The 22,299-nt window shown below is 64.3% G+C and carries 35 protein-coding genes; 1 reads left to right on the top strand and 34 read right to left on the bottom strand.

Going from position 1 to position 22,299, the window contains the following annotated elements:
• Positions 1-4: 4 nt before the first annotated feature.
• Entirely contained in the window at positions 5-289 is a 285-nt protein-coding gene (locus tag EPD66_RS11050; protein ID WP_142848568.1) for an acylphosphatase, read from the bottom strand.
• 283 nt (positions 290-572) lie between these two features.
• Between EPD66_RS11050 and EPD66_RS11045 the strand changes: the two genes are divergently transcribed.
• On the top strand, positions 573-986 hold the full coding sequence (locus EPD66_RS11045; protein WP_142848567.1) for a GxxExxY protein: 414 nt from the start codon (positions 573-575) through the stop codon (positions 984-986).
• 161 nt (positions 987-1,147) lie between these two features.
• Here EPD66_RS11045 and EPD66_RS11040 read toward each other — a convergent pair whose 3' ends face one another.
• From EPD66_RS11040 to rpsJ, 33 genes are all read right to left on the bottom strand, one after another.
• Positions 1,148-1,843, bottom strand: a complete 696-nt coding sequence (locus EPD66_RS11040) for an ATP12 family chaperone protein (protein ID WP_370511877.1) — start codon at positions 1,841-1,843, stop codon at positions 1,148-1,150.
• Positions 1,840-3,348: an AsmA family protein gene (locus EPD66_RS11035; protein WP_142848566.1), complete on the bottom strand. Its 1,509-nt coding sequence runs from the start codon at positions 3,346-3,348 to the stop codon at positions 1,840-1,842. Before EPD66_RS11035 ends, EPD66_RS11040 begins: the two co-directional genes overlap by 4 nt.
• Positions 3,327-4,040 carry an HAD family hydrolase gene (locus EPD66_RS11030; protein ID WP_142848565.1) on the bottom strand — a complete coding sequence of 238 codons (714 nt, stop codon included), beginning with the start codon at positions 4,038-4,040 and terminating at the stop codon, positions 3,327-3,329. The genes EPD66_RS11035 and EPD66_RS11030 overlap by 22 nt, the downstream gene beginning before the upstream one ends.
• A gap of 187 nt (positions 4,041-4,227) precedes the next feature.
• On the bottom strand, positions 4,228-5,220 hold the full coding sequence (locus EPD66_RS11025) for an RluA family pseudouridine synthase (protein WP_142848564.1): 993 nt from the start codon (positions 5,218-5,220) through the stop codon (positions 4,228-4,230).
• Positions 5,221-5,278: 58 nt separating this feature from the next.
• Complete coding sequence (locus EPD66_RS11020; RefSeq protein WP_142848563.1) at positions 5,279-6,589, bottom strand: replication-associated recombination protein A; 1,311 nt, start codon at positions 6,587-6,589, stop codon at positions 5,279-5,281.
• Complete coding sequence (locus tag EPD66_RS11015) at positions 6,586-8,010, bottom strand: DegQ family serine endoprotease (protein ID WP_142848562.1); 1,425 nt, start codon at positions 8,008-8,010, stop codon at positions 6,586-6,588. The genes EPD66_RS11020 and EPD66_RS11015 overlap by 4 nt, the downstream gene beginning before the upstream one ends.
• A gap of 134 nt (positions 8,011-8,144) precedes the next feature.
• Complete coding sequence (gene rplQ / locus EPD66_RS11010; protein ID WP_142848561.1) at positions 8,145-8,564, bottom strand: 50S ribosomal protein L17; 420 nt, start codon at positions 8,562-8,564, stop codon at positions 8,145-8,147.
• Between the two features lie 157 nt (positions 8,565-8,721).
• Complete coding sequence (locus tag EPD66_RS11005) at positions 8,722-9,738, bottom strand: DNA-directed RNA polymerase subunit alpha (RefSeq protein ID WP_142848560.1); 1,017 nt, start codon at positions 9,736-9,738, stop codon at positions 8,722-8,724.
• A gap of 113 nt (positions 9,739-9,851) precedes the next feature.
• On the bottom strand, positions 9,852-10,244 hold the full coding sequence (gene rpsK, locus EPD66_RS11000; RefSeq protein WP_142848559.1) for a 30S ribosomal protein S11: 393 nt from the start codon (positions 10,242-10,244) through the stop codon (positions 9,852-9,854).
• A gap of 16 nt (positions 10,245-10,260) precedes the next feature.
• Complete coding sequence (gene rpsM, locus EPD66_RS10995) at positions 10,261-10,638, bottom strand: 30S ribosomal protein S13 (protein WP_142848558.1); 378 nt, start codon at positions 10,636-10,638, stop codon at positions 10,261-10,263.
• 95 nt (positions 10,639-10,733) lie between these two features.
• Entirely contained in the window at positions 10,734-11,393 is a 660-nt protein-coding gene (locus EPD66_RS10990; RefSeq protein ID WP_142848557.1) for an adenylate kinase, read from the bottom strand.
• Position 11,394: 1 nt separating this feature from the next.
• On the bottom strand, positions 11,395-12,744 hold the full coding sequence (gene secY, locus EPD66_RS10985) for a preprotein translocase subunit SecY (protein WP_142848556.1): 1,350 nt from the start codon (positions 12,742-12,744) through the stop codon (positions 11,395-11,397).
• Between the two features lie 43 nt (positions 12,745-12,787).
• Complete coding sequence (gene rplO / locus EPD66_RS10980; protein WP_142848555.1) at positions 12,788-13,267, bottom strand: 50S ribosomal protein L15; 480 nt, start codon at positions 13,265-13,267, stop codon at positions 12,788-12,790.
• A 41-nt stretch (positions 13,268-13,308) separates the two neighbouring features.
• A complete protein-coding gene (gene rpmD, locus EPD66_RS10975) occupies positions 13,309-13,491 on the bottom strand; it encodes a 50S ribosomal protein L30 (protein ID WP_142848554.1) in 183 nt (60 codons plus the stop codon).
• A gap of 6 nt (positions 13,492-13,497) precedes the next feature.
• Complete coding sequence (gene rpsE, locus EPD66_RS10970; RefSeq protein WP_142848553.1) at positions 13,498-14,121, bottom strand: 30S ribosomal protein S5; 624 nt, start codon at positions 14,119-14,121, stop codon at positions 13,498-13,500.
• Between the two features lie 12 nt (positions 14,122-14,133).
• Positions 14,134-14,496 (bottom strand): 50S ribosomal protein L18, encoded by a 363-nt coding sequence (gene rplR, locus EPD66_RS10965; protein WP_142848552.1) that lies wholly within the window; start codon positions 14,494-14,496, stop codon positions 14,134-14,136.
• A gap of 11 nt (positions 14,497-14,507) precedes the next feature.
• Complete coding sequence (gene rplF / locus EPD66_RS10960; RefSeq protein ID WP_142848551.1) at positions 14,508-15,041, bottom strand: 50S ribosomal protein L6; 534 nt, start codon at positions 15,039-15,041, stop codon at positions 14,508-14,510.
• Between the two features lie 10 nt (positions 15,042-15,051).
• Positions 15,052-15,447: a 30S ribosomal protein S8 gene (rpsH, locus tag EPD66_RS10955; RefSeq protein WP_142848550.1), complete on the bottom strand. Its 396-nt coding sequence runs from the start codon at positions 15,445-15,447 to the stop codon at positions 15,052-15,054.
• A 15-nt stretch (positions 15,448-15,462) separates the two neighbouring features.
• A complete protein-coding gene (gene rpsN, locus EPD66_RS10950) occupies positions 15,463-15,768 on the bottom strand; it encodes a 30S ribosomal protein S14 (RefSeq protein ID WP_142848549.1) in 306 nt (101 codons plus the stop codon).
• Between the two features lie 19 nt (positions 15,769-15,787).
• Positions 15,788-16,327: a 50S ribosomal protein L5 gene (gene rplE / locus EPD66_RS10945; protein ID WP_142848548.1), complete on the bottom strand. Its 540-nt coding sequence runs from the start codon at positions 16,325-16,327 to the stop codon at positions 15,788-15,790.
• A 14-nt stretch (positions 16,328-16,341) separates the two neighbouring features.
• Entirely contained in the window at positions 16,342-16,659 is a 318-nt protein-coding gene (gene rplX / locus EPD66_RS10940) for a 50S ribosomal protein L24 (protein ID WP_142848547.1), read from the bottom strand.
• Entirely contained in the window at positions 16,659-17,027 is a 369-nt protein-coding gene (rplN, locus tag EPD66_RS10935) for a 50S ribosomal protein L14 (RefSeq protein WP_142848546.1), read from the bottom strand. Before rplN ends, rplX begins: the two co-directional genes overlap by 1 nt.
• Positions 17,028-17,080: 53 nt before the next feature.
• Complete coding sequence (gene rpsQ, locus EPD66_RS10930) at positions 17,081-17,320, bottom strand: 30S ribosomal protein S17 (RefSeq protein ID WP_142848545.1); 240 nt, start codon at positions 17,318-17,320, stop codon at positions 17,081-17,083.
• A gap of 13 nt (positions 17,321-17,333) precedes the next feature.
• A complete protein-coding gene (gene rpmC, locus EPD66_RS10925) occupies positions 17,334-17,531 on the bottom strand; it encodes a 50S ribosomal protein L29 (protein ID WP_142848682.1) in 198 nt (65 codons plus the stop codon).
• 2 nt (positions 17,532-17,533) lie between these two features.
• Entirely contained in the window at positions 17,534-17,953 is a 420-nt protein-coding gene (rplP, locus tag EPD66_RS10920) for a 50S ribosomal protein L16 (RefSeq protein WP_142848544.1), read from the bottom strand.
• Between the two features lie 24 nt (positions 17,954-17,977).
• The gene (rpsC, locus tag EPD66_RS10915) at positions 17,978-18,655 is read right to left on the bottom strand and encodes a 30S ribosomal protein S3 (protein WP_142848543.1); all 678 of its coding nucleotides are present in this window, start codon (positions 18,653-18,655) and stop codon (positions 17,978-17,980) included.
• On the bottom strand, positions 18,655-19,035 hold the full coding sequence (gene rplV / locus EPD66_RS10910) for a 50S ribosomal protein L22 (protein WP_142848542.1): 381 nt from the start codon (positions 19,033-19,035) through the stop codon (positions 18,655-18,657). The genes rpsC and rplV overlap by 1 nt, the downstream gene beginning before the upstream one ends.
• 2 nt (positions 19,036-19,037) lie before the next feature.
• Positions 19,038-19,316 (bottom strand): 30S ribosomal protein S19, encoded by a 279-nt coding sequence (rpsS, locus tag EPD66_RS10905; RefSeq protein ID WP_142848541.1) that lies wholly within the window; start codon positions 19,314-19,316, stop codon positions 19,038-19,040.
• 13 nt (positions 19,317-19,329) lie between these two features.
• Complete coding sequence (gene rplB, locus EPD66_RS10900; RefSeq protein ID WP_142848540.1) at positions 19,330-20,160, bottom strand: 50S ribosomal protein L2; 831 nt, start codon at positions 20,158-20,160, stop codon at positions 19,330-19,332.
• 4 nt (positions 20,161-20,164) lie between these two features.
• The gene (locus EPD66_RS10895) at positions 20,165-20,473 is read right to left on the bottom strand and encodes a 50S ribosomal protein L23 (protein WP_142848539.1); all 309 of its coding nucleotides are present in this window, start codon (positions 20,471-20,473) and stop codon (positions 20,165-20,167) included.
• Positions 20,470-21,090: a 50S ribosomal protein L4 gene (rplD, locus tag EPD66_RS10890; RefSeq protein ID WP_142848538.1), complete on the bottom strand. Its 621-nt coding sequence runs from the start codon at positions 21,088-21,090 to the stop codon at positions 20,470-20,472. Before rplD ends, EPD66_RS10895 begins: the two co-directional genes overlap by 4 nt.
• A 6-nt stretch (positions 21,091-21,096) precedes the next feature.
• A complete protein-coding gene (gene rplC / locus EPD66_RS10885) occupies positions 21,097-21,828 on the bottom strand; it encodes a 50S ribosomal protein L3 (protein WP_142848537.1) in 732 nt (243 codons plus the stop codon).
• A gap of 10 nt (positions 21,829-21,838) precedes the next feature.
• Positions 21,839-22,147, bottom strand: a complete 309-nt coding sequence (gene rpsJ, locus EPD66_RS10880; protein WP_142848536.1) for a 30S ribosomal protein S10 — start codon at positions 22,145-22,147, stop codon at positions 21,839-21,841.
• Between the last annotated feature and the right edge of the window lie 152 nt (positions 22,148-22,299).

The following is a 22,299-nucleotide window of genomic DNA, read 5'->3' as shown; positions in this document are numbered from 1 at the left end:
AACCTTAGACCGTCGCCCGCTGTTCGAAATCCGTGCCGTCGTAAGCTTCGGCGGGATTGACGGTCACGGCGCTGACCCGGGCGGCAGGCGGCCCCTCCCGGCATGCCGCCAGCATGGCATCGACAGCGGCGGAACTGCCTTGGAACAGGGCCTCGACACTGCCGTCGCTGCGATTCCGCACCCAACCGGACAGCCCCAGCTTGCGGGCCTCGCCCACGGTCCAGGCGCGATACCACACACCCTGCACCCGCCCTTCGATCCGCACATGAACGGTCTTCGTCTCCGACATACCCAACCTCTCTTCGTCCTCCCTCCCTTATAGCAGAAACGCCCCGCCTTGCCGGAGCGTTCTTGCCGTGCGGCAATGACGACATCCCATCCTTCAAGACAGGCGGGAGAATTGTCCTGTCGGCACCTCCGAGAACAATTTATTGGTGTTTTCGCGCTGTGATGGCAGAGAAGAGGAACCACAAAGACACCAAGGCACAAAGAAGACAAAGCGTTCCGCCTCGGCTCCTAGGAATACAATTCCTTGGTGCCTCGGAGACATGGCGTGAAGGAGCGACGACGGGATGAGCCACCAAGACACGAAGGCTCCAAGAGAGCCGGTCAGCGCCGAACTCGATACCTTGGCCCGCCAGGTTGTCGATGCGGCCTTCAAGGTGCATACGGCGCTCGGCCCCGGCCTCCTCGAATCCGTCTACGAGACCTGCCTCTGCCACGAACTCGGCAAACGCAGTCTGAAGGTAGCGCGCCAAGTCGGCGTGCCGGTCTTCTATGACGGCCTGCGTATCGAAGCTGGCTTTCGTGTCGATCTTCTGGTGGAGGATGCCCTGATCGTCGAGATCAAGGCCGCCGAGATGCATAATCGCCTCTTCGAAGCGCAGTTGCTGACCTATCTCAAGCTGACCGGCCTCCGCCTCGGCCTGCTGATCAACTTCGGCGTCCCCCAAATCAAGCACGGCATCCGCCGCTTCATTCTCTGACCTTTAATGCCTGGAGGAGATTGGAGGGAACACCAAGAGGGCGCATCACTCCGCCGCGCGCCCTAGGGAACCCTTCCTTGGTGCCTTCGTGTCTTGGTGGTTCCTCTTCTTGGCCACCAAGACACTCGGGTAGAGGCTCCAAAACCAAGCCTGAGAAGAAATCAGAGCAAAGACAGGAAGCGCGCTGCACCGTGGACGTCGGCTTCCAGGGCGGCGCGGCGGCGGGTGGCTTCGGGGTCTTCGCCCCATTGCTCGATCTGCCAGGTCTCGTCCACCTGCGAGACGGCGAAGGCTTCGGCGGCGGAGAGGCGGCCTTCGACCAGGGCCAGGGCGATGATCAGGGATCCCGCCGCCGCCGTTGCCGACTGCAGGGCCGAGAGCTGCCAGTTGTCATAGGCCAGCACCACCTGGCGCAGGCTGTCGATGGCTTCGGGGGATTGCTCGACGGGAATGATGCCCCGCGTCACCGCCATCTGCACGCCCCAGCGTGCCGCCACCCAATCCAGCAAGGGCTGCCACAGGATATCCTGGCGCTTGATCAATTCCTGCGGCTGGTCGGCGCGATAGCACAGCAGATCGGTGCCGGCATATTTCATCAGTTGGCCGATGATCTCGTCCTTCTGCGCCTCGATACGGTCAAGCGCGGTGCTCGCCAATTGCATGCAGGGCATGGTTTCGGGCGCGACCTCCTGGGCCTGGGCGCCCCATTCCTCGGCGATGGCTTCGGCCAGGCCGCGGCTGGGCAGGGTCAGGGGCTGCCCCATGGGCGTGCGCACGGACCGCCCGTCCAGGGTGACGGCGAATCCGCCTTCCGCCTCGGCCACACCGGCTTGCTTGTAGAAACGCTTGATCTTCAATTCCCCAAGGTTCCCTTCATCGAGTTGATGTCGCTTCTCTCCGACAGGGCCGTTGCCTCCAGCTCAAGGAGGGTCAGCAGGCCGTCGCGCAGCGACAATCTGAACAGCGCCCGTTGCGCCGACATATCCGCCACCACCAGCTGCTCGGTGCTCACCGCCAGATCGGCATCCAGGCCACGCAGGCTTTCCACCGGCACAGGGTCCCCCGCCACCAGCCGTCCCAGAGCGGTTCCGTCAACGACCGGCCGGCTTCCCTCGCCGCCCACTTCCGCCGACCGGGAAGGACGGCGCAGGAAGTCTGCGGTATCGATCAGCGGCGCGGTGAAATCGCCCACCAGCCGCGGCTTCTCCTCCGACAGGTCCAGCAGCGCGCTTCCCGTCATCGTGGTGGAGCCGAGGCCCAGCTTCAGCTCGCCCAGCCGCCAACCCTCCGGCGCTCCGGTCACGCGAGTGGACAGCTTGATCGGGCCGACCGCCGGCAAGGGACTGCCCGCCAGGGCGGAAAGACGCGAGAGGTCGGTGGTCTCGAAGCTGAAGGTCATGTCCAGGCCGGTCAGGTCCGCGACGTCGGCCACCGCCCCTTTCACCGACAGCGTCCCCAGATCCCGCTTACCGAGGGCACCGTCTATTTCGACGATCTGCCAGGCATTTTCCGGCCGCTGCACGCGGAAGGAGGAACGGAACGGGCCGGACTGGGGCAGGTCGTAGCCCGCGATGCGGGCGGCTTCGGACAGTTCCGTGCCCTCGAAGGTCATGCGCAGGTCAACGCCGCGCAAGGCCGCCATGTCGGCGATTCCCCCGTCGGCGGCCAGGATCAAGCCGCCGCTATTGAGCCGCAGCTTGACCGGGAACGGCCTGGATTGATGATGCAGATCGTTCGAGGAGCCCAGTACCCCGCTGCCGTCGAAGCGCCGCCCCTCGATGCTTCCCACCACGGTCAGGGCCACCGGCGCGGTGGCGGCATCGGTTTCCATGGTCAAGCGTTCGATGACCGCATTGCGGAAGGTGGCGCCGTCGCGATAGGCGATATTGGCCTTTTCAATCCGCAGCCGCTCGAAACGGAAGCTGGGCAGCGGCGCCTCGGCGCGGGGTTCCGCGCCTTCCGGATCGATGGCGCTGACCTCCCAATTGCCCCGCCCCTGCGCGTCGCGCTCCAGCAGCAAATCGGGTTCGACCACCACCAGACGGCGGATCTGCACCTCGCCGCCCAGCAGCGGCAGCAGCGAGACATGCGCCTCGATCCGCTTGGCACGCGCCATCACCGGCTGCGAGCCCCATTCCGCATTGGCAAGGCTGACATCGGTGGCGACGATGGTCGGCGTCAGCGACATCTCAAGCTGCAACGGGCCGCCGATCACCAATTCCCGCCCGGTCGCCGCCTCGACCTCGCGCACCAGCAACGCCCGATATTCGTCCACGTCGAAGGATTTCACAGCGGCCACCATGGCCACCGTCAAGGCGACCAGGGCCAGTGCGGCAATCTTTACGATCGTGCCGAAACGCATTCCTCTTCGCCTTCCCGCTCTGAACCGATCAGGCCGGGCAGCAGGCCCGGCAGGTGCCCGTAGTCTTCCACCAGCACATGAGCACCGGCGGCACGCAATTCGGAGGCGGCATGGTAGCCCCAGGCCACGCCCACGGCCCCTGTCCCGGCCGAGCGGGCCATCTGCATGTCGAAGGTGGTGTCGCCGATCATGACGCTGTTGGCCGTCTCGGCGCCCGCTTCCTCGACCGCACGCAGCAGCATGCCGGGATGGGGCTTGCCGGGATTGCCGTCCGCCGTCTGCAGCGACACGAAGATGCCCTCCAGGCCGTGGCGCTCGATCATGGCATCCAGGCCGCGCCGGGTCTTGCCCGTCGCCACCGCTAGCAGCCAGCCCTCATCCTCCAGCCGCGCCAGAGCCTCGCGCGCGCCGGGAAAAAGCGGTTCGTGATGATCGGGCGCCTGGCGCAGGGTGAAGAAGGCATCCTTGTAGGCATGCGCCACCTTCAGATGTTCCTCCGGCGAAGCCTCGGGCATCAGCGTGGCCACCGCCTCGACCAGCGACAGGCCGATGATCCGCCGCACCGCCTCGGGCCGCGGGTCCGCATAGCCATGGGCACGCCAGGCTTCGGTCATCGCCGCGATGATATTGTGCTGGCTGTCGATCAGGGTGCCATCCACGTCGAAGACGGCGAGACGAAGCGAAACTGTCATGAAATCAATGCTGAAATTGAGGGCCAGGGCAGTTTAACCCAGGCGCAGGGGCCAGACCACACCAAAGGCCGGCGGCCTACCAAAGATGTGCTTGCAGCGGGGGAGCAAGGGTTTTGCCGGGCCCTGCCCTGCACCCGCCAGGAGCCTCGCGCTCCTGACGGATCCGGTCCATGCTCGGAAACAGGCGTTACTCTTCCTCGAACGCCTCGAAGGGCCTGCCCGCCTGGGCCTCGTCGAAGCCGAAGAAGGAGAAGCTGGTGCGGAAATGTTCGGGGATCGGCGCGACGACCTCCAGCATGCCCTTGCCCTTGGGGTGGGGCATGCGCAGGGCGCGGGCATGCAGGTGCATCTTGCGGCTGACGCCGGTACCGGTGACGAAGGCTTCGGTGCCGCCATATTTGCCATCGCCGATGATCGGCGTGCCGAGCAGCACGCAATGGGCGCGAAGTTGATGAGTGCGGCCGGTACGCGGCTCCATCTCCAGCCAGGCGGCGCGGCGCAGCACGGAATCGACGACGCGATACCAGGTGACGGCGCGCTTGCCCTCGTCCTCGTCCACCGCGACCTTCTCGCCCAGGCGGCCCGGCAGCTTGGCCAGGGGCGCATCGATGCGGCCCTGGCGCAGCTTCGGCACACCGGCGACCAGCGCCCAATAGCATTTGCGGGCCGCGCGCGAACGGAACTCCGCCGCCAGCTTCGCCGCCGCCCCCGCCGTGCGGCCCAGCAGCAGCACGCCCGAAGTATCCTTGTCCAGGCGATGGACCAGGCGCGGACGCTCGCCGTCGAAGCGCAGGGCGTCGAGCATGGCGTCGAGATGCTTTTCCATATTGGTGCCGCCCTGCACCGCCAGCCCCGGCGGCTTGTTCAGCGCGATCACCCACTCGTCCATGTAGAGGATGGCATGACGCAGGGCCTCGGCCTCCTTGTCCGTGACCTGCCGGGGCGCCTTGGGCCGGGGAGTGCCCTCCTCGCGCGCGGGCAGCGGCGGCACGCGCACCTGCTGGCCCGCTTCCAGGCGCTGTTCGGCCTTGGCGCGCTTGCCGTCCACGCGGACCTGCCCGGTGCGCAGCAGCTTCTGCAAGGCGCCATGGCCCAGTTCGGGGAAACGGCGCTTGAACCAGCGGTCAAGGCGGGTATCGGCCTCGTCGTCGGAAACGGTCAGGGTTTGGACCGAAGTCACTGCAAAACTCCAAGAAGAAGGATCATGCCGGTTTCCGGGACCGGCGATCGGCTGACATTCACGGCTCTCCCTTCCCGCCGCCCTTGCTCTGGCGCAGCTTGTCCCAATAGCTCAGGCGCTTGAGGATCTCGCGCTCGAAGCCGCGTTCGCGCGGTTCGTAGAAGCGGCGGCGCTTCATCTCTTCGGGGAAATAATCCTGGCCGGAGAAGCCGTCTTCGGTGTCGTGGTCGTAGATATAGCCCTTGCCGTAGCCGATGTCGCGCATCAGCTTGGTCGGCGCGTTGAGGATATGTTTCGGCGGGGCCAGCGAGCCGGTTTCCTTGGCCGCACGCATGGCCGCCTTGTAGGCCGTGTAGCTGGCATTGGACTTGGGCGCGGTGCCCAGATAGATGACCAGTTGCGCCAGGGCCAGTTCGCCCTCGGGGCTGCCCAGGCGTTCATAGATGTCCCAGGCGGCCAGGGCCTGGACGGCGGCATTGGGATCGGCCAGGCCGATATCCTCGACGGCGAAGCGCGCCAGGCGGCGGGCGATGTAGCGCGGGTCTTCGCCCCCGGCCAGCATGCGGGCCATCCAGTAGAGGGCCGCGTCGGTGTCCGAGCCGCGCAGGGATTTGTGCAGGGCGCTGATCAGGTTGTAATGGCTTTCCTGGCCCTTGTCGTAGATCGGCGCGCGCTTCTGCACTAGATCGGCCAGGGCCGCCGGGTCCAGCGGCTCGCCGGGCTTGGCCAGCTCCAGCACCGCCTCGGCCAGATTGAGCAAATAGCGTCCGTCACCGTCGGCCATGGCCCGCAAGGCGGCGCGGGCCTCCTCGGTCAGCGGCAGGGGCTTCCCCCCCTCGGTCTCGGCCCGGACCAGCAGCTTCTCCAGCGCCGCGTCGTCCAGGCGATGGAGCACCATCACCCGGCAGCGCGACAGCAGCGCCGGATTCAGCTCGAAAGACGGATTCTCGGTCGTCGCCCCGACCAGCACCACCGTCCCGTCCTCGACATAGGGCAGGAAACCGTCCTGCTGGGCGCGGTTGAAACGATGGATCTCGTCAATGAACAACAAGGTCCCCTGCCCGCCCTGGCGGCGCTTGGCCGCAGCGTCGAAGACCTTGCGCAGATCGGCCACGCCCGAGAAGACGGCCGAAAGCGGCTCGAAGGCCAGGTCGGAATGTTCCGCCAGCAGCCGGGCAAGGGTGGTCTTGCCGCAGCCCGGCGGCCCCCACAGGATGATCGAATGCAGCTTGCGCGCCGCCACCATGCGCCCGAGCGGGCCGTCGGGCCCGACCAGATGGTCCTGCCCGACCACCTGGTCCAGGCGCTGCGGACGCAGCAGGTCGGCCAGCGGGCGGGCGCCGGCCGCATCTTCGAAGAGACTCCTCACCCGCCCACCGTCAGGCTGAAGACCTCGCCCTCGCGGCGCATGGTGATCTTCCAGGCATCCCTGGCCGTACTCAGCGCCCGGCGCAGATCGGCCACCGTGTTCACCGGCGCGTCGTTGATGCGCAGGATGATGTCGCCGGGGCGGAATTGCAGGCGTGCCGCCACCGTTCCCCGGGCGATGCGGGTGATGATCACGCCCTGTTCGATCGTCTGCAGCCCCAGTTCCTCGGCCAAAGCTGGGTTCAGATTGGCGACGACGGTTCCCGAGAAGGGATTGCGCCCCTTGATCTCGGTCATGTCGCGCGGCGGATTATCGGGCGGCGCCACCAGCTTGACCTGCAGCACCCGCTCCCTGCCCTGACGCAGCACCGTCAGCGCCGCATCCTCTCCGACCGGCAAGGTCGCCAGACGGAAGCGCAGGGATTCCGGATCGCTGATCTCCCGTCCGTTCACCGCCACCACCACGTCGCCAACCTGCATGCCCGCCTTCTCGGCGGGGCCGCCGGGATAAAGGCCGTTGATCAGCACGCCCATCGGACGCTTCAGGTCCAGGGCGCTGACCATCTCGCTGGTGATGTCCTGCCCCGTCGCCCCCAGCCAGGGACGCACCACCTTGCCGTCCTCGGTGATGCCCGCGATGACCGCCTTGACCATCGGCGTGGGAATCGCGAAGCCGATGCCGTTGGAGCCGCCATTGCGGGTATAGATGGCGGTGTTGATGCCGACGAGATTGCCGTTCATGTCCACCAGCGCGCCGCCGGAATTGCCGGGATTGATCGCCGCGTCGGTCTGGATGAAGGAGCGGAAGTCGCCGACACCGATGGAGGTACGGGCCACCGCCGAGACGATGCCGCTGGTCACGGTCTGGCCGACGCCGAAGGGATTGCCGATGGCCAGGACCAGATCGCCCACTTCCAGTTGGTCGGAATCGCCGATGGGCAGGACCGGCAGGGTCTCGCCGCGCGTGTTGATGCGCAGCACCGCTAGGTCGGTCCGTTCGTCCGAGCCGACGAGCTGCGCCTCGAATTCGCGACGGTCGCTCAGCACCACGGTGATCTCGTCCGACCCTGCGACCACGTGATGGTTGGTCACCACCAGCCCGTCCCCGTTGACGATGACGCCCGAACCGAGCGAGCGCTGGATACGGTCCTCGGGAATGCCCATGGGCATGCGGTCGCCGAAGAAATGGCGGAAGAAGGGATCGTTGAACAGCGGCGACAGCGGCTGGGCCGTCCGCACCACCTTGCGGGTATAGATGTTGACGACGGCCGGCATGGCCCGCTTGGCCACCGGGGCGAAGGACAGCTTGATCTGCTCGCTCGACTGCGGCACCTGCTGCGCCCAGGCTGCGGGCACGGCGAGTAGCACCATACAGAACGCGAACAGAAGCGCCCTAACAGGATGCAGCGATGGGATGGTCATGAGCCAGTCTTTCGCCTTTGCGGCATGTTGCGGCACGGGAACTCTAACTCTTAGGTAAGATATTCTAGCACCTGAAAAAGCAAGAGGCAGCCACAAGGGCTGCCTCTCGTCCGTCAAAAGCGGTGAAGGGGCGCTTAGGCCTCTTCCTGCTCCTCGGCGGTCTGGACCGGACCCGAATCCTGGCCCTTGGCGGCCGGGTCGCGGTCGACCAGCTCGATCACGCCCATGGCCGCGGCATCGCCATAGCGGAAGCCGGCCTTCAGAACGCGGGTGTAACCACCCTGACGTTCCTTGTAACGCTCGGCCAGGGTCGAGAACAGCTTCTGGACCACCTTGTCGTCACGCAGCATGGCGTAGGCCTGGCGGCGGGCGTGCAGGTCGCCGCGCTTGCCCAGGGTGATCAGCTTCTCGGCGATCGGACGCAGGTCCTTGGCCTTCGGCAGGGTGGTGGTGATCTGCTCGTGCTTGAGCAGGGCGACAGCCATGTTGGCGAACATCGCCTTGCGGTGGGACGAGGTGCGGTTCAGCTTGCGACCGCTCATACCGTGACGCATCTGCGTATCTCCTGGGCTTGGCCTCGCGCGCGAGACCGATTGGGCTGTTCCGCCGCCGCAGCCGACCGGGTCCTTGACCTGGGCTGAACTACGCTAGGTACGGCAGAAGCGGCCCCCGACCATCGGGGGCCGACTTTGCAGGAACCGAGGAAAGGGCTCAGTAGGGCTCTTCGAGCTTCTTGGCCAGTTCTTCGATGTTTTCCGGCGGCCAGTTCGGGATTTCCATGCCCAGATGCAGGCCCATCTGCGACAGCACTTCCTTGATCTCGTTCAAGGACTTGCGGCCGAAATTGGGGGTGCGCAGCATCTCGGCCTCGGTCTTCTGGACCAGGTCGCCGATATAGATGATGTTGTCGTTCTTCAGGCAGTTCGCCGAGCGGACCGACAGTTCCAGCTCGTCCACCTTGCGCAGCAGGTTCTTGTTGAAGGGCAGTTCGTCCTTCTTCTCTTCCTCTGCGACGGTCTGCGGCTCCTCGAAATTGATGAAGAGCTGCAGCTGGTCCTGCAGGATGCGGGCGGCCAGGGCCACTGCATCTTCGGGCGAGACCGAGCCGTTGGTGGCGATAGTCATCGACAGCTTATCATAGTCGGTGACCTGGCCGACGCGGGTGTTCTCAACCTTGTAGGCGACCTTGCGGACCGGCGAGAAGATGGCGTCGATCGGGATCAGGCCGATCGGGCTGTCTTCGGGGCGGTTCTGCGAAGCCGGGACATAGCCCTTGCCGGTCTCGACCGTCAGCTCCATGTTCAGGGTCGCGCCCTGGTCCAGGGTGCAGATGACCAGATCCGGGTCCATGATCTCGATGTCATGGCCGGCATCGATCATGCCCGCCTTGACTTCGCCGGGGCCGGTCGCACGCAGGGTCATGCGCTTGGGACCCTCGCCATGCATGCGCAGGCCCATGGTCTTGATGTTGAGGATGATGTCGGTGACATCCTCGCGCACGCCGGGGATCGAGGAGAACTCGTGCAGCACGCCATCGATCTGGATAGCGGTCACGGCGGCGCCCTGCAGCGACGACAGCAGAACACGACGAAGGGCGTTGCCCAGGGTCATGCCGAAGCCGCGCTCGAGGGGATCAGCCACAACGATGGCGACGCGTTGCGGATCGTCGCCCGGCTCAATGCTGAGCTTGTTGGGCTTGATCAGTTCCTGCCAGTTTTTCTGAATCACGAGCGGGGACCTCATGCCAGGGACGGATGAAAGAAGGTTATCCGTCATGTTGGTACGCGGCTACGCCGCCAGCCTCGGGGACTGGCGGCGTGCCTGGCAAAACTGCAGCCGTATCAGACGCGGCGACGCTTGCGCGGACGGCAGCCGTTATGCGGGATCGGAGTGACATCGCGGATCGAGGTGATGGCGAAACCCACCGCCTGGAGCGCACGAAGCGCCGATTCGCGGCCCGAACCGGGGCCCTTGACCTCGACTTCGAGGGTACGCATGCCGTGTTCCATTGCCTTGCGGCCCGCGTCTTCGGCGGCGACCTGCGCGGCATAGGGAGTCGACTTGCGCGAGCCCTTGAAGCCCTGCATCCCCGACGAGGACCAGGAGATGGTGTTCCCCTGGGCGTCGGTGATGGTGATCATGGTGTTGTTGAACGTGGAGTTCACATGCGCCACGCCCGAAGTGATGTTCTTACGTTCGCGCTTACGGGGGCGCTGAGCAGCTGCCTTGGCCATTGCCGTCTCTTATCCTTTAACGACCAGCTTTCTTCTTGCCGGCGATGGGCTTGGCCGGACCCTTGCGGGTGCGCGCATTGGTATGCGTACGCTGACCACGGACCGGCAGACCACGACGATGGCGCAGGCCGCGATAGCAACCCAGGTCCATCAGACGCTTAATGTTCATGGCCACTTCGCGACGCAGGTCGCCTTCGACCTGATATTCGCGGTCAATGACCTCGCGGATCCGCAACACTTCCTCATCGGAAAGCTGGTTCACGCGACGTTCTTCGGTGATGCCGACCTTATCACAGATTTCCACGGCCTTCTTGGGGCCGATGCCATGGATATAGGTCAGCGCGATCTTCACCCGCTTGTTGGTCGGGATGTTAACGCCAGCAATACGCGCCAAAGCTGGTTACTCCTTTAACAAAAAAGATAGCGTCCGGACTTTCACGGCCGCCGGCGAACCGAAGGTGGGGGATTATAGGAAAAATCCCCCGCGAGTCAACCGACGTTGGCCGTCTGGAGGATTTCCTCCAGCTTCCGCGTCACTTCGTCGATTGGCAGAGTGCCGTCCACGACCCGCAACTTCCCCTTTTCCTCGTAATAAGGCAGCAGGGGCGCCGTCTGGGCATGGTAGGCATTCAAGCGTGCCGTGACCGTTTCGGCGTTGTCGTCGGCGCGGCGCGAGAATTCGGTGCCGCCGCAGACGTCGCAGACGCCGTCGGTCTTGGGACGCTGGAACTTGTCATGGTAGCCCGCGCCGCACTTGGCGCAGGTGAACCGGCCGGTGATGCGCTCGACGATCCTTTCGTCGGGCACACGGATCTCGATGGCGAAGTCCAGGTTCAGGCCCTTGTCCGCAAGCAGGCGGTCCAGGGCCTCGGCCTGGGGGATGGTGCGCGGGAAGCCGTCAAGAATGAAGCCTCCCTTGCAATCAGGCTGTTCGATGCGTTCGGCGATCATGCCGATGATGATATCGTCGGAAACCAGCTGGCCGGCATCCATCACCGACTTGGCCTTCTTGCCCAACTCGCTGCCCGCCGCGATGGCGGCGCGCAGCATGTCGCCGGTGGACAGCTGGACCAAGCCGAAGCGGTCCTGCAGACGCTTAGCCTGCGTGCCCTTTCCGCCGCCCGGCGGTCCCAACAGAATCAATCGCATCTTAGCCCCGTCTCCCTCTCAGCTTGGCCTTCTTGATCAGGCCTTCATATTGATGTGCCAACAGATGAGACTGGATCTGTGCCACGGTGTCCAGGGTCACGGTCACCACGATCAGCAGGCTGGTGCCACCGAAATAGAACGGCACGGCATACTGCGAAATCAGGATCTCGGGCAGAACGCAGAGGATGGCCAGGTAAGCAGCCCCCACGACGGTCAGCCTCGTCAGCACATGATCCAGGTACTCTGCGGTGTTCTTGCCCGGACGGATGCCCGGGACAAAGCCGCCATGCTTCTTGAGGTTATCAGCCGTATCCGCAGGATTGAAGACGACTGCCGTATAGAAGAAGGCAAAGAACACGATCAAGGACACATAGATCGCAAGATATAGCGGCTGACCACGGCCCATGAAGGCCATCACGGTGTTCAGCCATTCCGGACCGACGCCGCCGCCGGCCGAGAAGCTGGCCACGGTCACCGGGAGAAGCAGCAGCGAGCCCGCGAAGATCGGCGGAATGACGCCGGCCGTGTTGAGCTTCAGCGGCAGATGGGTGCTCTCGCCGCCATACATCTTCTGCCCGACCTGGCGCTTTGGATATTGCACCAGGATGCGGCGCTGCGCGCGTTCCACATAGACGATCACGGCGATGACCAGCACGACCATGATCAGCAGGCCGACGATCACCAGGGCCGACAGCGCACCGGTGCGGCCCAGTTCCAGCGTACCCACCAGGGCACTGGGAAGCTCGGCGACGATACCGGCGAAAATGATCAGCGAGATGCCGTTGCCCACGCCGCGCGCGGTGATCTGCTCACCCAGCCACATCAGGAACAGCGTACCGCCGACCAGCGTGACCACCGTGGTGAAGCGGAAGAACCAGCCCGGGTCCTGCACGGCAGCACCAGCGGCGCCGCTCAGCCCTTCGAGCCCGATGGCGATGCCATAGGCCTGGAAGGTGGCGATCAGCACCGTCAGGTAACGAGTATATTGATTAATCTTCTTGCGACCGCCCTCGCCCTCCTTCTTCAGCTGTTCGAGCGACGGCACCACGGCCGTCATCAGCTGAACAATGATCGATGCCGAAATATACGGCATGATATTCAGGGCGAAGATCGTCATGCGCGACAGCGCGCCCCCGGCGAACATGTCGAACATGCCGAGGATACCACCGCCGCTCTGCTGGAAGAGTTCCTGCAGAACGGCGGCTTCGATACCCGGCAATGGAATCCACGTGCCCAACCGGTACACCACAAGCGCTGCGAGGGTGAACCAGATCCTTTTCTTCAACTCGGTCGCCTTGGCGAAAACGCCAAAGTTCAGGTTGGCGGCGAGTTGCTCGGCGGCGGAAGCCATGCCTTTCTCCGGATGAAAGTACTTTTTTGTTTATAAAGACCGCTTAGGCCTGAGCCTCGGTCTGCCCGCCGGCCACGACGACCGAACCGCCCGCCTTCTCGACGGCCGCGACGGCCGCCTTGGAAGCGCCGGCGACCTCGATGGTCACCTTGGCGGTCAGTTCGCCCTTGCCCAGCAGACGGACACCGTCCTGCACGTTGCCGACCAGGCCGGCAGCAACCAGGGTTTCGGTGTTGATCGTCTTGGCGGCATCAAGCTTGCCGGCATCGATCGCGGCCTGCAGACGGCCGAGATTGACCACGGCAAAGGACTTCGAGAAGGGATTCTTGAAGCCGCGCTTGGGCAGACGGCGGTAGATGGGCATCTGGCCGCCTTCGAAGCCGTTGATGGCCACGCCGGTACGCGAGGTCTGACCCTTCACGCCACGGCCACCCGTCTTGCCCTTGCCAGAGCCGATGCCGCGGCCGACCCGGAGGCGCTCCTTGCGCGCGCCGGGATTGTCGCGAAGTTCGTTGAGTTTCATCGTTCTGCTTCCTTCAATCCGGCCCTAAGGCCGGAAATTCGTCACTCTTCGACGCGCACCAGGTGCTGCACCTTGCGGATCATGCCGCGCACGGCCGGAGTATCCTCCAGCTCGCGGGTGCGGTGCAGCTTGTTCAGGCCGAGACCGACCAGCGTGGCACGCTGGTCTTCGGTGCGGCCGATGGGGCTGCCGGTCTGGGTGACGCGGATCGTCTTGTTCGCCATGGTGTCTTACTCCCGGGCGGCAGCGGCGGTTTCACCGTCGCGGCGGCTGATGATCTCGCCGACCTTCTTGCCGCGCTTGGCGGCAATGAGACGCGGAGAATAGACGTTCTCCAGCGCGGCGAAGGTCGCCTTGATCATGTTGTGCGGGTTCGAGGTGCCGATGCACTTGGCGACCACGTCCTGCACGCCCATGGTTTCGAAGACGGCGCGCATCGGGCCGCCGGCGATGATGCCGGTACCGGCCGGAGCCGAGCGCAGCACGACGCGGCCGGCGCCGAAGCGGCCGTTGGCATCGTGATGCAGCGTGCGGCCTTCGCGCAGCGCAACGCGGATCATGTTGCGCTTGGCCTGTTCGGTGGCCTTGCGGATGGCCTCGGGGACCTCGCGGGCCTTACCGGTGCCGAAGCCGACGCGGCCCTTGGCGTCACCGACCACGACCAGGGCGGCGAAGGCGAAGCGACGGCCACCCTTCACCACCTTGGCGACGCGGTTGATGTGAACCAGCTTGTCGACGAATTCGTTTTCCTCGCGCTCGCGGGGAGCGCCCTCGCGCTGGCCGCGGGGACGGTCGCCGTCCCGCTGGCCCCGCTGGCCTCGCGGCCCACGCTCGGTGTTCGGAGTACGTGCCATAATCCTATCCCCTTAGAACGAGAGGCCGCCTTCACGCGCGGCGTCGGCCAGGGCCTTGACCCGGCCGTGGTAGATGTAACCGCCGCGGTCGAAGACCACTTCCTTGATGCCGGCCTTGACGGCCCGGTCTGCGATCAGCGCGCCCACCTTGGCGGCGGCGGCCTTGTCGGCACCGGTCTTCAGGGCCTCGCGCAGTTCCTTCTCGACCGTCGAAGCGGCGGCCAGGGTCACACCCTGGGCGTCGTCGATGATCTGCGCGTAAATATGCTTGCCCGAGCGGAACACGGACAAACGCGGACGACCGCTTGACTTCTTGCGAAGGGCGGCGCGGGTGCGCACCTTGCGGCGCTCGAAGAGCTCTGATCTGGACAACATTGCGTTCAGCCCTACTTCTTCTTGCCTTCCTTGCGGAGGATCGTCTCCGTGGAATATTTCACGCCCTTGCCCTTATAGGGCTCGGGACCACGGAAAGCGCGGATCTCCGCAGCGACCTGACCCACCACCTGCTTATCGGAGCCGGTGACGGAGATCGAGGTAGGCTTTTCGGTCTTGATGGTGACGCCCTGGGGCACCTGGTAATTGATGTCGTGGCTGTAGCCCAGCTGCAGGTTCAGGACCTGACCCTGCGCAGCGGCACGATAGCCGACGCCATTGATATCCAGGTTGATGGTGAAGCCTTCGCTCACGCCCTTGACCATGTTGGCGACGATGGCGCGGGTGGTTCCCCACATCATGCGCGCACGCTTGGTCTCGTTGCGAGGCTCGACCCAGAGCTTGTCACCCTCGACGCGAACGCCGATGTCATCGGCGACACGAAGGGCTTTCTCGCCCAGCTTGCCCTTCACGGACAGGTCCTGTCCATTCAGGTTGACGGTGACGCCGGAGGGCACCACCACGGGATATTTACCGACTCGCGACATGGAGGCCCCCTTAGAACACCTTGCAGAGGACTTCACCGCCGACATTGGCGGCGCGGGCCTCTGCATCGGACATCACGCCGCGCGGAGTCGACAGGATCGAGATGCCCAGGCCGTTGCCGACCTTGCCCAGATCCTTGATCTTCGAATACACGCGGCGGCCGGGCGTGGACACGCGGGCGATCTCGCGGATCACCGGCTGGCCTTCGTGGTACTTGAGCTCGATGGCGAGCTCTTCCACGCCGGCGCGGACGGTGTTGCGAGTGTAGCCGCGGATATAGCCCTCGCGCTTGAGGACCTCCAGCACATTGGCACGCAGGTTGGAAGCGGGCGAAGTCACGTTGGACTTGCGGGCGCGCTGACCGTTACGAATGCGGGTCAGCATATCGCCGAGAGGATCGGTCATCATCTGTGGCGATCTCCCTTACCAGCTCGACTTGACCATGCCGGGGATCTGGCCCTGCGAGGCCAGGTCACGCAGCATGACGCGCGCCAGCTTGAACTTGCGATAGGTCGCCCGCGGACGACCGGTCACTTCACAGCGGTTGCGAATGCGGTTCTTGGCGGAATTGCGCGGCAGTTCCGCCAGCTTCAGAGCAGCTTCAAAGCGCTCTTCCGGCGACACTTCGCGATTCATCACCGCTTCCTTCAGGCGGGCGCGGCGATTGGCATACTGCTTCGCCATGCGCTCCCGCTTCTTGTTGCGCTCGACGGCGCTGGTCTTAGCCATGTCAGAAATCTCCTGCGCGTCAGTTCGCGAACGGCATGTCGAAGGCCTTCAGCAGCGCCTTGGCTTCTTCGTCGGTCTTGGCGGTCGTGACGAACACGATGTCCATACCGCGAATGCTGTCGACCTTGTCGTAGTTGATCTCGGGGAACACGAGCTGTTCCTTGAGACCCATGTTGTAGTTGCCACGGCCGTCAAAAGCCTTGCCGTTGATGCCGCGGAAGTCGCGGACGCGCGGCAGGGCGATGTTCACCAGACGGTCGAGGAACTCGTACATGCGGTCGCTCCGCAGCGTCACCTTGCAGCCCACGACCTGGCCCTCACGCAGCTTGAAGCCGGCAATCGACTTCTTGGCGCGGGTGACCACGGGCTTCTGACCGGAAATGGCGGTCAGATCGGCGATGGCGGCCTCGATCTTCTTCGAATCCTGCGCGGCTTCACCCACGCCCATGTTGATCACGATCTTTTCGATGCGCGGAACCTGCATGGGGTTGGCGTAGTTGAACTGCTGCTGCAGGGCCGGTTTCACGACCTTTACGTAATGCTCTTGCAAGCGTGCCATGATTCTCAAGCCTCTCAGCGATCGATGACTTCGCCGGACCGGCGCGCCACGCGCACCTTGCGGCCGTCTTCCAGCGTCTTGTGGCCGACGCGGGTCGGACGGTCGTCCTTCGGGTCGATATGCGCGACATTGGAGACGTGGAGCGGCGCCTCCTTTTCGATGATGCCGCCCTGGGAGGCGGCGGTCGCGCGCTGATGACGCTTGACGAGGTTGACACCCGAGACGATCACCCGGTTTTCGCTGGGGATGGCCTGGATCACCTCACCACGCTTGCCCTTGTCCTTCCCGGTGATCACGACGACGCGATCACCCTTCTTCACATGCATGGCCATTACAGCACCTCGGGCGCCAGCGAAATGATCTTCATATACTTCTTCGCGCGCAGCTCGCGGGTCACGGGCCCGAAGATACGGGTCCCGATCGGCTCGCCCTGCTTGTTGATCAGGACGGCGGCATTGCGGTCGAAGCGGATGGCACTTCCGTCGGGACGACGGATTTCCTTCGCCGTGCGCACGATGACAGCACGGTGGACGTCGCCCTTCTTGACGCGACCACGCGGGATCGCCTCCTTGACGGACACGACGATGATGTCACCAACGGACGCGACGGTCCGATGGGACCCACCGAGTACCTTGATGCACTGCACCCGGCGGGCGCCCGAATTGTCGGCTACGTCCAGGTTGGTTTGCATCTGGATCATATTAACTTTTCCTTATGCAAGGGACCTTCGGCCTTTGGCCGAAGCCGTGGGTTTTACGCCACTGGCTCCGACAAGACCACCCAGTTCTTATTCTTCGAGATGGGACGGCATTCCTCGATACGGACCCAGTCACCAGCTTTGAAGGAATTATTTTCGTCGTGGGCGTGATATTTCTTCGAACGACGGATGAACTTCTTATAGAGCGGGTGCATAACGCGACGTTCGACGCGCACCACCACGGTCTTGTCCATTTTGTCGCTGACGACCACGCCCTGCAGAATGCGCTTCGGCATCTCTCAAGCTCTCCTACGCGGTACGGCTGCGTTCGCCGAGGATGGTCTTGACGCTCGCGATTTCGCGGCGCACCTGACGGACCCGGGCGGTGTTCTCAAGCTGGCCGCTGGCCTTCTGGAAGCGCAGGTTGAACTGCTCCTTCTTCAGGTCCAGCAGCTGCTCGTTCAACTGATCGGTGCTCTTGGCACGGAGATCGGCGGCGTTGCTCATCATCAGGCCTCCAGACCGGTACGGGTGATGAACTTGCACTTGATCGGCAGCTTGGCAGCCGCCAGCTCGAAGCCGCGACGGGCCAGTTCTTCCGGCACGCCGTCCACTTCAAACATGACGCGGCCGGGCTTGACCTTGGCCACCCAATATTCCGGCGAACCCTTACCGGAGCCCATGCGGACTTCGGCCGGCTTGGTCGAGACCGGCACATCGGGGAAAATACGGATCCACACGCGGCCCTGACGCTTCAGGTGACGGGTCAGGGCACGACGGGCCGCTTCGATCTGGCGCGCGGTGACGCGCTCGGGCTCCAGCGCCTTCAGGCCGAAGGCGCCGAAGTTCAGGTCCGTTCCGCCCTTGGCCACACCATGGATGCGGCCCTTGTGCTGCTTGCGGAACTTCGTGCGTTTGGGACTAAGCATGGCTTTCCACGTTCTTCCTAGGGATTAGCGGGCCGGCTGCTGATCCTGGGCGCGCTTGTCCTGCGCCATCGGATCGTGGGCCATGATCTCGCCCTTGAAGATCCACACCTTGACACCGCAGGTGCCGTAGGTGGTCTTCGCGGTACCAACGCCGTAATCGACATCGGCACGCAGGGTGTGCAGCGGCACGCGGCCTTCGCGGTACCACTCCATGCGCGCGATTTCGGCGCCGCCGAGACGGCCGGAGCAGTTGATACGAATGCCCTGGGCGCCCAGACGCATGGCCGACTGGACGGCCCGCTTCATGGCGCGGCGGAAAGCCACGCGGCGCTCGAGCTGCTGAGCGATGCTTTCGGCAACCAGCTGGGCGTCGAGTTCCGGCTTGCGGATTTCGACGATGTTCAGGTTGACCTCGCTGCCGGTCATCTTCGACAGCTTGCGGCGCAGCACTTCGATATCCGCACCCTTCTTGCCGATCACCACGCCCGGACGGGCGGTATGGATGGTGATGCGGGCCTTCTTGGCGGGACGCTCGATGACGATGCGCGACACGCCGGCCTGGTGCAGACGCTTCTTCAGGAAGTTGCGCAGTTCCAGGTCTTCGTGCAGCAGCTTGGAATAATCGGCGTCAGCGAACCAGCGGGAATCCCAGGTACGGTTGATCCCCAGACGCAGGCCGATCGGATTGACTTTCTGACCCATCAGGCGTTCTCCTCGCGCTCGCGCACCACGACCGTCAGGTTGCTGAACGGCTTGACGATCTTACCAACGCGGCCACGGGCGCGGGCACGCCAGCGCTTCATGACCATGGCCTTGCCCACATAGGCTTCGGCGACGAACAGACGATCGACGTCGAGCTGGTGGTTGTTTTCGGCATTGGCGATGGCCGATTGCAGCACCTTCTTGACGTCCTGCGCCACGCGGCGCTTCGAGAAGGTCAGCTGCGCCACGGCGGCATCGGCGCGCAAGCCGCGGATCGATTCCGCGACCAGGTTCAGTTTCTGCGGGCTAACCCGGATGGTCGAGGCGAAGGCGCTCGCCTCGTTGTCGGCCAGGACCCGCGGGAGCGGTTTCTTGCTCATTGCTACTTCCTCTTCGCCTTCTTGTCGGCGGCATGGCCGTAGTACGTGCGGGTCGGCGAGAATTCGCCGAACTTATGGCCGACCATGTTTTCGGTGACCAGCACCGGGATGAATTTGTGGCCGTTGTACACGCCGAACGTCAGGCCGACGAAATGCGGCATGATGGTGGAGCGGCGCGACCAGATCTTGATCACTTCATTACGGCCGCTCGCACGGGTCTTCTCCGCCTTCTTCATGACGAAGGCGTCCACGAACGGGCCTTTCCAGACGGAACGAGCCATCGGCTGCCCCTCCTTACTTGTTCACGTGACGACGGCGCATAATCAATGCATCCGTCTTCTTGTTGCTGCGCGTCTTCTTGCCCTTGGTCGGCTTGCCCCACGGCGTGACCGGGTGGCGGCCGCCCGAGGTGCGACCCTCACCACCACCATGGGGGTGGTCGATCGGGTTCATGGCGACACCGCGAACGGAGGGACGACGGCCGAGCCAGCGGCTGCGGCCGGCCTTGCCCAGGCTGACGTTCTGCTGATCGGGGTTGGACACGGCACCGACGGTGGCCATGCACTCGCCGCGCACCATGCGCACTTCGCCCGAAGCCAGACGGAGCTGGGCATAGCCCTGGTCCTTACCCACGAGCTGGGCGTAGGAACCGGCGGAACGGGCGATCTGGCCACCCTTGCCGGCCTTCAGCTCGACGTTATGCACGATCGTACCGACCGGCATGTTCTTCATCGGCATGGCGTTGCCGGGCTTGATGTCGGCGCGGTCACCGGACACCACCACGTCGCCCACGGCCAAGCGCTGCGGCGCCAGGATGTAGGCAAGCTCGCCGTCCTCGTAACGGATCAGGGCGATGAAGGCGGTACGGTTCGGATCGTATTCCAAACGCTCGACCGTGGCGGGCACGTCGAACTTGGTGCGCTTGAAGTCGATCAGGCGGTAACGGCGCTTGTGCCCGCCGCCACGCCAGCGGACGGTGATCCGGCCCATGTTGTTACGGCCGCCCTTCTGGCGCAGGCCTTCGGTCAGGGACTTGACCGGCTTGCCCTTCCAGAGGTCGGTGCGGTCGACGAGGACCAGCTGGCGCTGGCCCGGCGTCGTCGGCTTGTAATTCTTCAGTGCCATCGGATCAGATTCCCGTCGTCACGTCGATGGAATGGCCTTCGGCGAGCGTGACCATTGCCTTCTTGTAGTCGTTGCGCTTGCCCACGCGACCACGGAAACGCTTGGTCTTGCCGAGCTGGCGCAGCGTGTTCACAGCCTTGACCTTCACGCCGAAGATGCCTTCGATCGCAGCCTTGATTTCGGGCTTGCTGGCATCCAGCGGCACGCGGAAGGTGACCTGGTTGTGCTCGGAACCCATGGTCGCCTTTTCGGTGATCACGGGGGCGCGGACGAGATCGTACATCCGCTCTTTGCTGACGGTGACCTTGGTCATTTCAGTCGAGCCTCCAGGGCTTCCACCGCGTCCTTGGTCAGGACCAGGGTGTCGCGGCGCAGGATGTCGTACACATTGGCGCCCTGCTGAGGCAGGACATCGACATGCGGCAGGTTCTGCGAAGCGCGCGCGAAGTTGATGTTCACCTCGGTGCCGTCGATGACCAGGACCGAGTTCCAGCCCAGGGTCGCGAAGCGGCCGGCCAGTTCCTTGGTCTTGGGGGCATCGAGGCGGGCTGCGTCGAGGATCACTAGCTTGCCGTCGGCGGCCTTGGCCGACAGAGCGGTCTTCAGCGCCAGCTTGCGGACCTTCTTGGGCAGGTCATGGGCATGGGAGCGCACCACCGGACCGAAGACGGTCGCACCGCCGCGGAACTGCGGGCTGCGCAGCGAACCCTGGCGAGCGCGACCGGTGCCCTTCTGCTTGTAGGGCTTCTTGGTCGTGCCAGAGATCTCGCTGATGATCTTGGTCTTGTGGGTGCCGGCCTGGCGCTTCGCCAGCTGCCAGTTCACCATGCGGAACAGGATGTCGGTGCGAACCGGCAGACCGAACACGTCCTCGGCCAGGTCGATCGAGCCGACGGTCTGATTGTCGAGGCTAATGACGTCGAGTTTCATCGCCACTTATTCCTTCTGCTCGTCGGCGGCGGACTCGGCCGGAGCGGAGTCGGCGGCGGCCGGAGCGGACTTCAGCGCAGCCGGGAACGGGACGCCGTCGGGAAGCTTGCGCTTCACGGCATCACGGACCAGCACGTAGGAGCCCTCGGCGCCGGGAACCGAACCCTTGACCAGGATCAGGCCGCGCTCGGCATCGGTCGACACCACCGTCAAATTCTGCGTGGTCACGCGAACGTCACCCATGTGGCCGGCCATCTTCTTACCCTTGAAGACCTTGCCGGGATCCTGGCGCTGACCGGTCGAGCCGTGCGAACGGTGCGACACGGACACGCCATGGGTGGCTTCCAGGCCGCGGAAGTTGTGGCGCTTCATGCCACCCGCGAAACCTTTACCGATGGTCGTGCCGGTGACGTCGACGTACTGGCCGGCGACGAAATGATCGGCGGAAAGCTCGGCGCCGACTTCCAGCAAGGCGTCGGGCGAGACGCGGAATTCGACCACCTTGGCCTTGGGCTCGACCTTCGCATTGGCGAAGGTGGCGCGCTGGGCCTTGTTGACGTTCTTGACCTTGGCCTTGCCGTAGCCAAGCTGCACGGCGGTGTAGCCGTCTTTGTCCTCAGAGCGGGTCGAGACCACCTGAACGGTGTCAACCTTCAGCACGGTGACCGGCACATGGGTGCCGTCCGCGGTGAAGATCCTCGTCATACCGACCTTCTGGGCGATGAGACCGGATCGCATGTGTTTTTCCTTACAACTTGATCTCTACGTCGACGCCGGCGGCGAGATCGAGCTTCATCAGGGCATCCACGGTCTGGGGCGTGGGATCGACGATGTCGAGAACACGCTTGTGGGTGCGGATTTCAAACTGCTCGCGCGACTTCTTGTCGATGTGCGGCGAACGGTTCACGGTGAATTTTTCGATACGCGTCGGCAGCGGAATCGGCCCCCGCACTTGCGCACCGGTCCGCTTCGCGGTGTTCACGATCTCGCGGGTCGACTGGTCGAGCACGCGATGATCGAACGCCTTGAGGCGGATTCGAATGTTTTGGCTTTCCATGACAACTGAGCCCGTTCTCTGCCGAGTTTCGCACCCTCCCCCATGGAAGACGCGACGTCCGGCGGGTCAAAGCATAAAAATCCACAGGCCGACGCCGATAAACGGCGCCGGCCGCAGACTATCCCTTGCGGGTGAAGGCAGGGGTTATAACG

The sequence above is a fragment of the Telmatospirillum sp. J64-1 genome, assembly GCF_006980715.1.
Classification (GTDB): domain Bacteria; phylum Pseudomonadota; class Alphaproteobacteria; order Rhodospirillales; family Magnetospirillaceae; genus Oleiliquidispirillum; species Oleiliquidispirillum nitrogeniifigens.
The sequence above is the reverse complement of the archived record's forward strand: the minus strand, read 5'-3'. Positions and strand labels throughout refer to the sequence as shown.

Excerpts from the sequence above, each read along its gene's own strand:
- rpsJ (WP_142848536.1), bottom strand. The coding sequence starts at position 22,147 with ATGGAAAGCCAAAACATTCGAATCCGCCTCAAGGCGTTCGATCATCGC.
- EPD66_RS11035 (WP_142848566.1), bottom strand. The coding sequence starts at position 3,348 with ATGCGTTTCGGCACGATCGTAAAGATTGCCGCACTGGCCCTGGTCGCC.
- EPD66_RS10990 (WP_142848557.1), bottom strand. The coding sequence starts at position 11,393 with ATGCGATTGATTCTGTTGGGACCGCCGGGCGGCGGAAAGGGCACGCAG.
- rplC (WP_142848537.1), bottom strand. The coding sequence starts at position 21,828 with ATGCGATCCGGTCTCATCGCCCAGAAGGTCGGTATGACGAGGATCTTC.
- rplB (WP_142848540.1), bottom strand. The coding sequence starts at position 20,160 with ATGGCACTGAAGAATTACAAGCCGACGACGCCGGGCCAGCGCCAGCTG.
- rplR (WP_142848552.1), bottom strand. The coding sequence starts at position 14,496 with ATGTTGTCCAGATCAGAGCTCTTCGAGCGCCGCAAGGTGCGCACCCGC.
- EPD66_RS11030 (WP_142848565.1), bottom strand. The coding sequence starts at position 4,040 with ATGACAGTTTCGCTTCGTCTCGCCGTCTTCGACGTGGATGGCACCCTG.
- rpsC (WP_142848543.1), bottom strand. The coding sequence starts at position 18,655 with ATGGGTCAGAAAGTCAATCCGATCGGCCTGCGTCTGGGGATCAACCGT.
- rpsK (WP_142848559.1), bottom strand. The coding sequence starts at position 10,244 with ATGGCCAAGGCAGCTGCTCAGCGCCCCCGTAAGCGCGAACGTAAGAAC.
- EPD66_RS11045 (WP_142848567.1), top strand. The coding sequence starts at position 573 with ATGAGCCACCAAGACACGAAGGCTCCAAGAGAGCCGGTCAGCGCCGAA.
- rplE (WP_142848548.1), bottom strand. The coding sequence starts at position 16,327 with ATGGCACGCTTGCAAGAGCATTACGTAAAGGTCGTGAAACCGGCCCTG.
- rplO (WP_142848555.1), bottom strand. The coding sequence starts at position 13,267 with ATGAAACTCAACGAACTTCGCGACAATCCCGGCGCGCGCAAGGAGCGC.
- rplN (WP_142848546.1), bottom strand. The coding sequence starts at position 17,027 with ATGATCCAGATGCAAACCAACCTGGACGTAGCCGACAATTCGGGCGCC.
- rplF (WP_142848551.1), bottom strand. The coding sequence starts at position 15,041 with ATGTCGCGAGTCGGTAAATATCCCGTGGTGGTGCCCTCCGGCGTCACC.
- rpmC (WP_142848682.1), bottom strand. The coding sequence starts at position 17,531 with ATGAGCAACGCCGCCGATCTCCGTGCCAAGAGCACCGATCAGTTGAAC.
- rpmD (WP_142848554.1), bottom strand. The coding sequence starts at position 13,491 with ATGGCGAACAAGACGATCCGCGTCACCCAGACCGGCAGCCCCATCGGC.
- rpsH (WP_142848550.1), bottom strand. The coding sequence starts at position 15,447 with ATGATGACCGATCCTCTCGGCGATATGCTGACCCGCATTCGTAACGGT.
- rpsQ (WP_142848545.1), bottom strand. The coding sequence starts at position 17,320 with ATGCCGAAGCGCATTCTGCAGGGCGTGGTCGTCAGCGACAAAATGGAC.
- rplV (WP_142848542.1), bottom strand. The coding sequence starts at position 19,035 with ATGAGCAAGAAACCGCTCCCGCGGGTCCTGGCCGACAACGAGGCGAGC.
- rpsS (WP_142848541.1), bottom strand. The coding sequence starts at position 19,316 with ATGGCTCGTTCCGTCTGGAAAGGCCCGTTCGTGGACGCCTTCGTCATG.
- rplP (WP_142848544.1), bottom strand. The coding sequence starts at position 17,953 with ATGCTTAGTCCCAAACGCACGAAGTTCCGCAAGCAGCACAAGGGCCGC.
- secY (WP_142848556.1), bottom strand. The coding sequence starts at position 12,744 with ATGGCTTCCGCCGCCGAGCAACTCGCCGCCAACCTGAACTTTGGCGTT.
- EPD66_RS10895 (WP_142848539.1), bottom strand. The coding sequence starts at position 20,473 with ATGACCAAGGTCACCGTCAGCAAAGAGCGGATGTACGATCTCGTCCGC.
- rpsN (WP_142848549.1), bottom strand. The coding sequence starts at position 15,768 with ATGGCTAAGACCAGCGCCGTCGAGCGCAACAAGAAGCGGGAGCGCATG.
- rplQ (WP_142848561.1), bottom strand. The coding sequence starts at position 8,564 with ATGCGTCACGGTATGAGCGGTCGCAAGCTGAACCGCACCTCGTCCCAC.
- rpsE (WP_142848553.1), bottom strand. The coding sequence starts at position 14,121 with ATGGCACGTACTCCGAACACCGAGCGTGGGCCGCGAGGCCAGCGGGGC.
- rplD (WP_142848538.1), bottom strand. The coding sequence starts at position 21,090 with ATGAAACTCGACGTCATTAGCCTCGACAATCAGACCGTCGGCTCGATC.
- rplX (WP_142848547.1), bottom strand. The coding sequence starts at position 16,659 with ATGGCCATGCATGTGAAGAAGGGTGATCGCGTCGTCGTGATCACCGGG.
- EPD66_RS11050 (WP_142848568.1), bottom strand. The coding sequence starts at position 289 with ATGTCGGAGACGAAGACCGTTCATGTGCGGATCGAAGGGCGGGTGCAG.
- EPD66_RS11015 (WP_142848562.1), bottom strand. The coding sequence starts at position 8,010 with ATGACCATCCCATCGCTGCATCCTGTTAGGGCGCTTCTGTTCGCGTTC.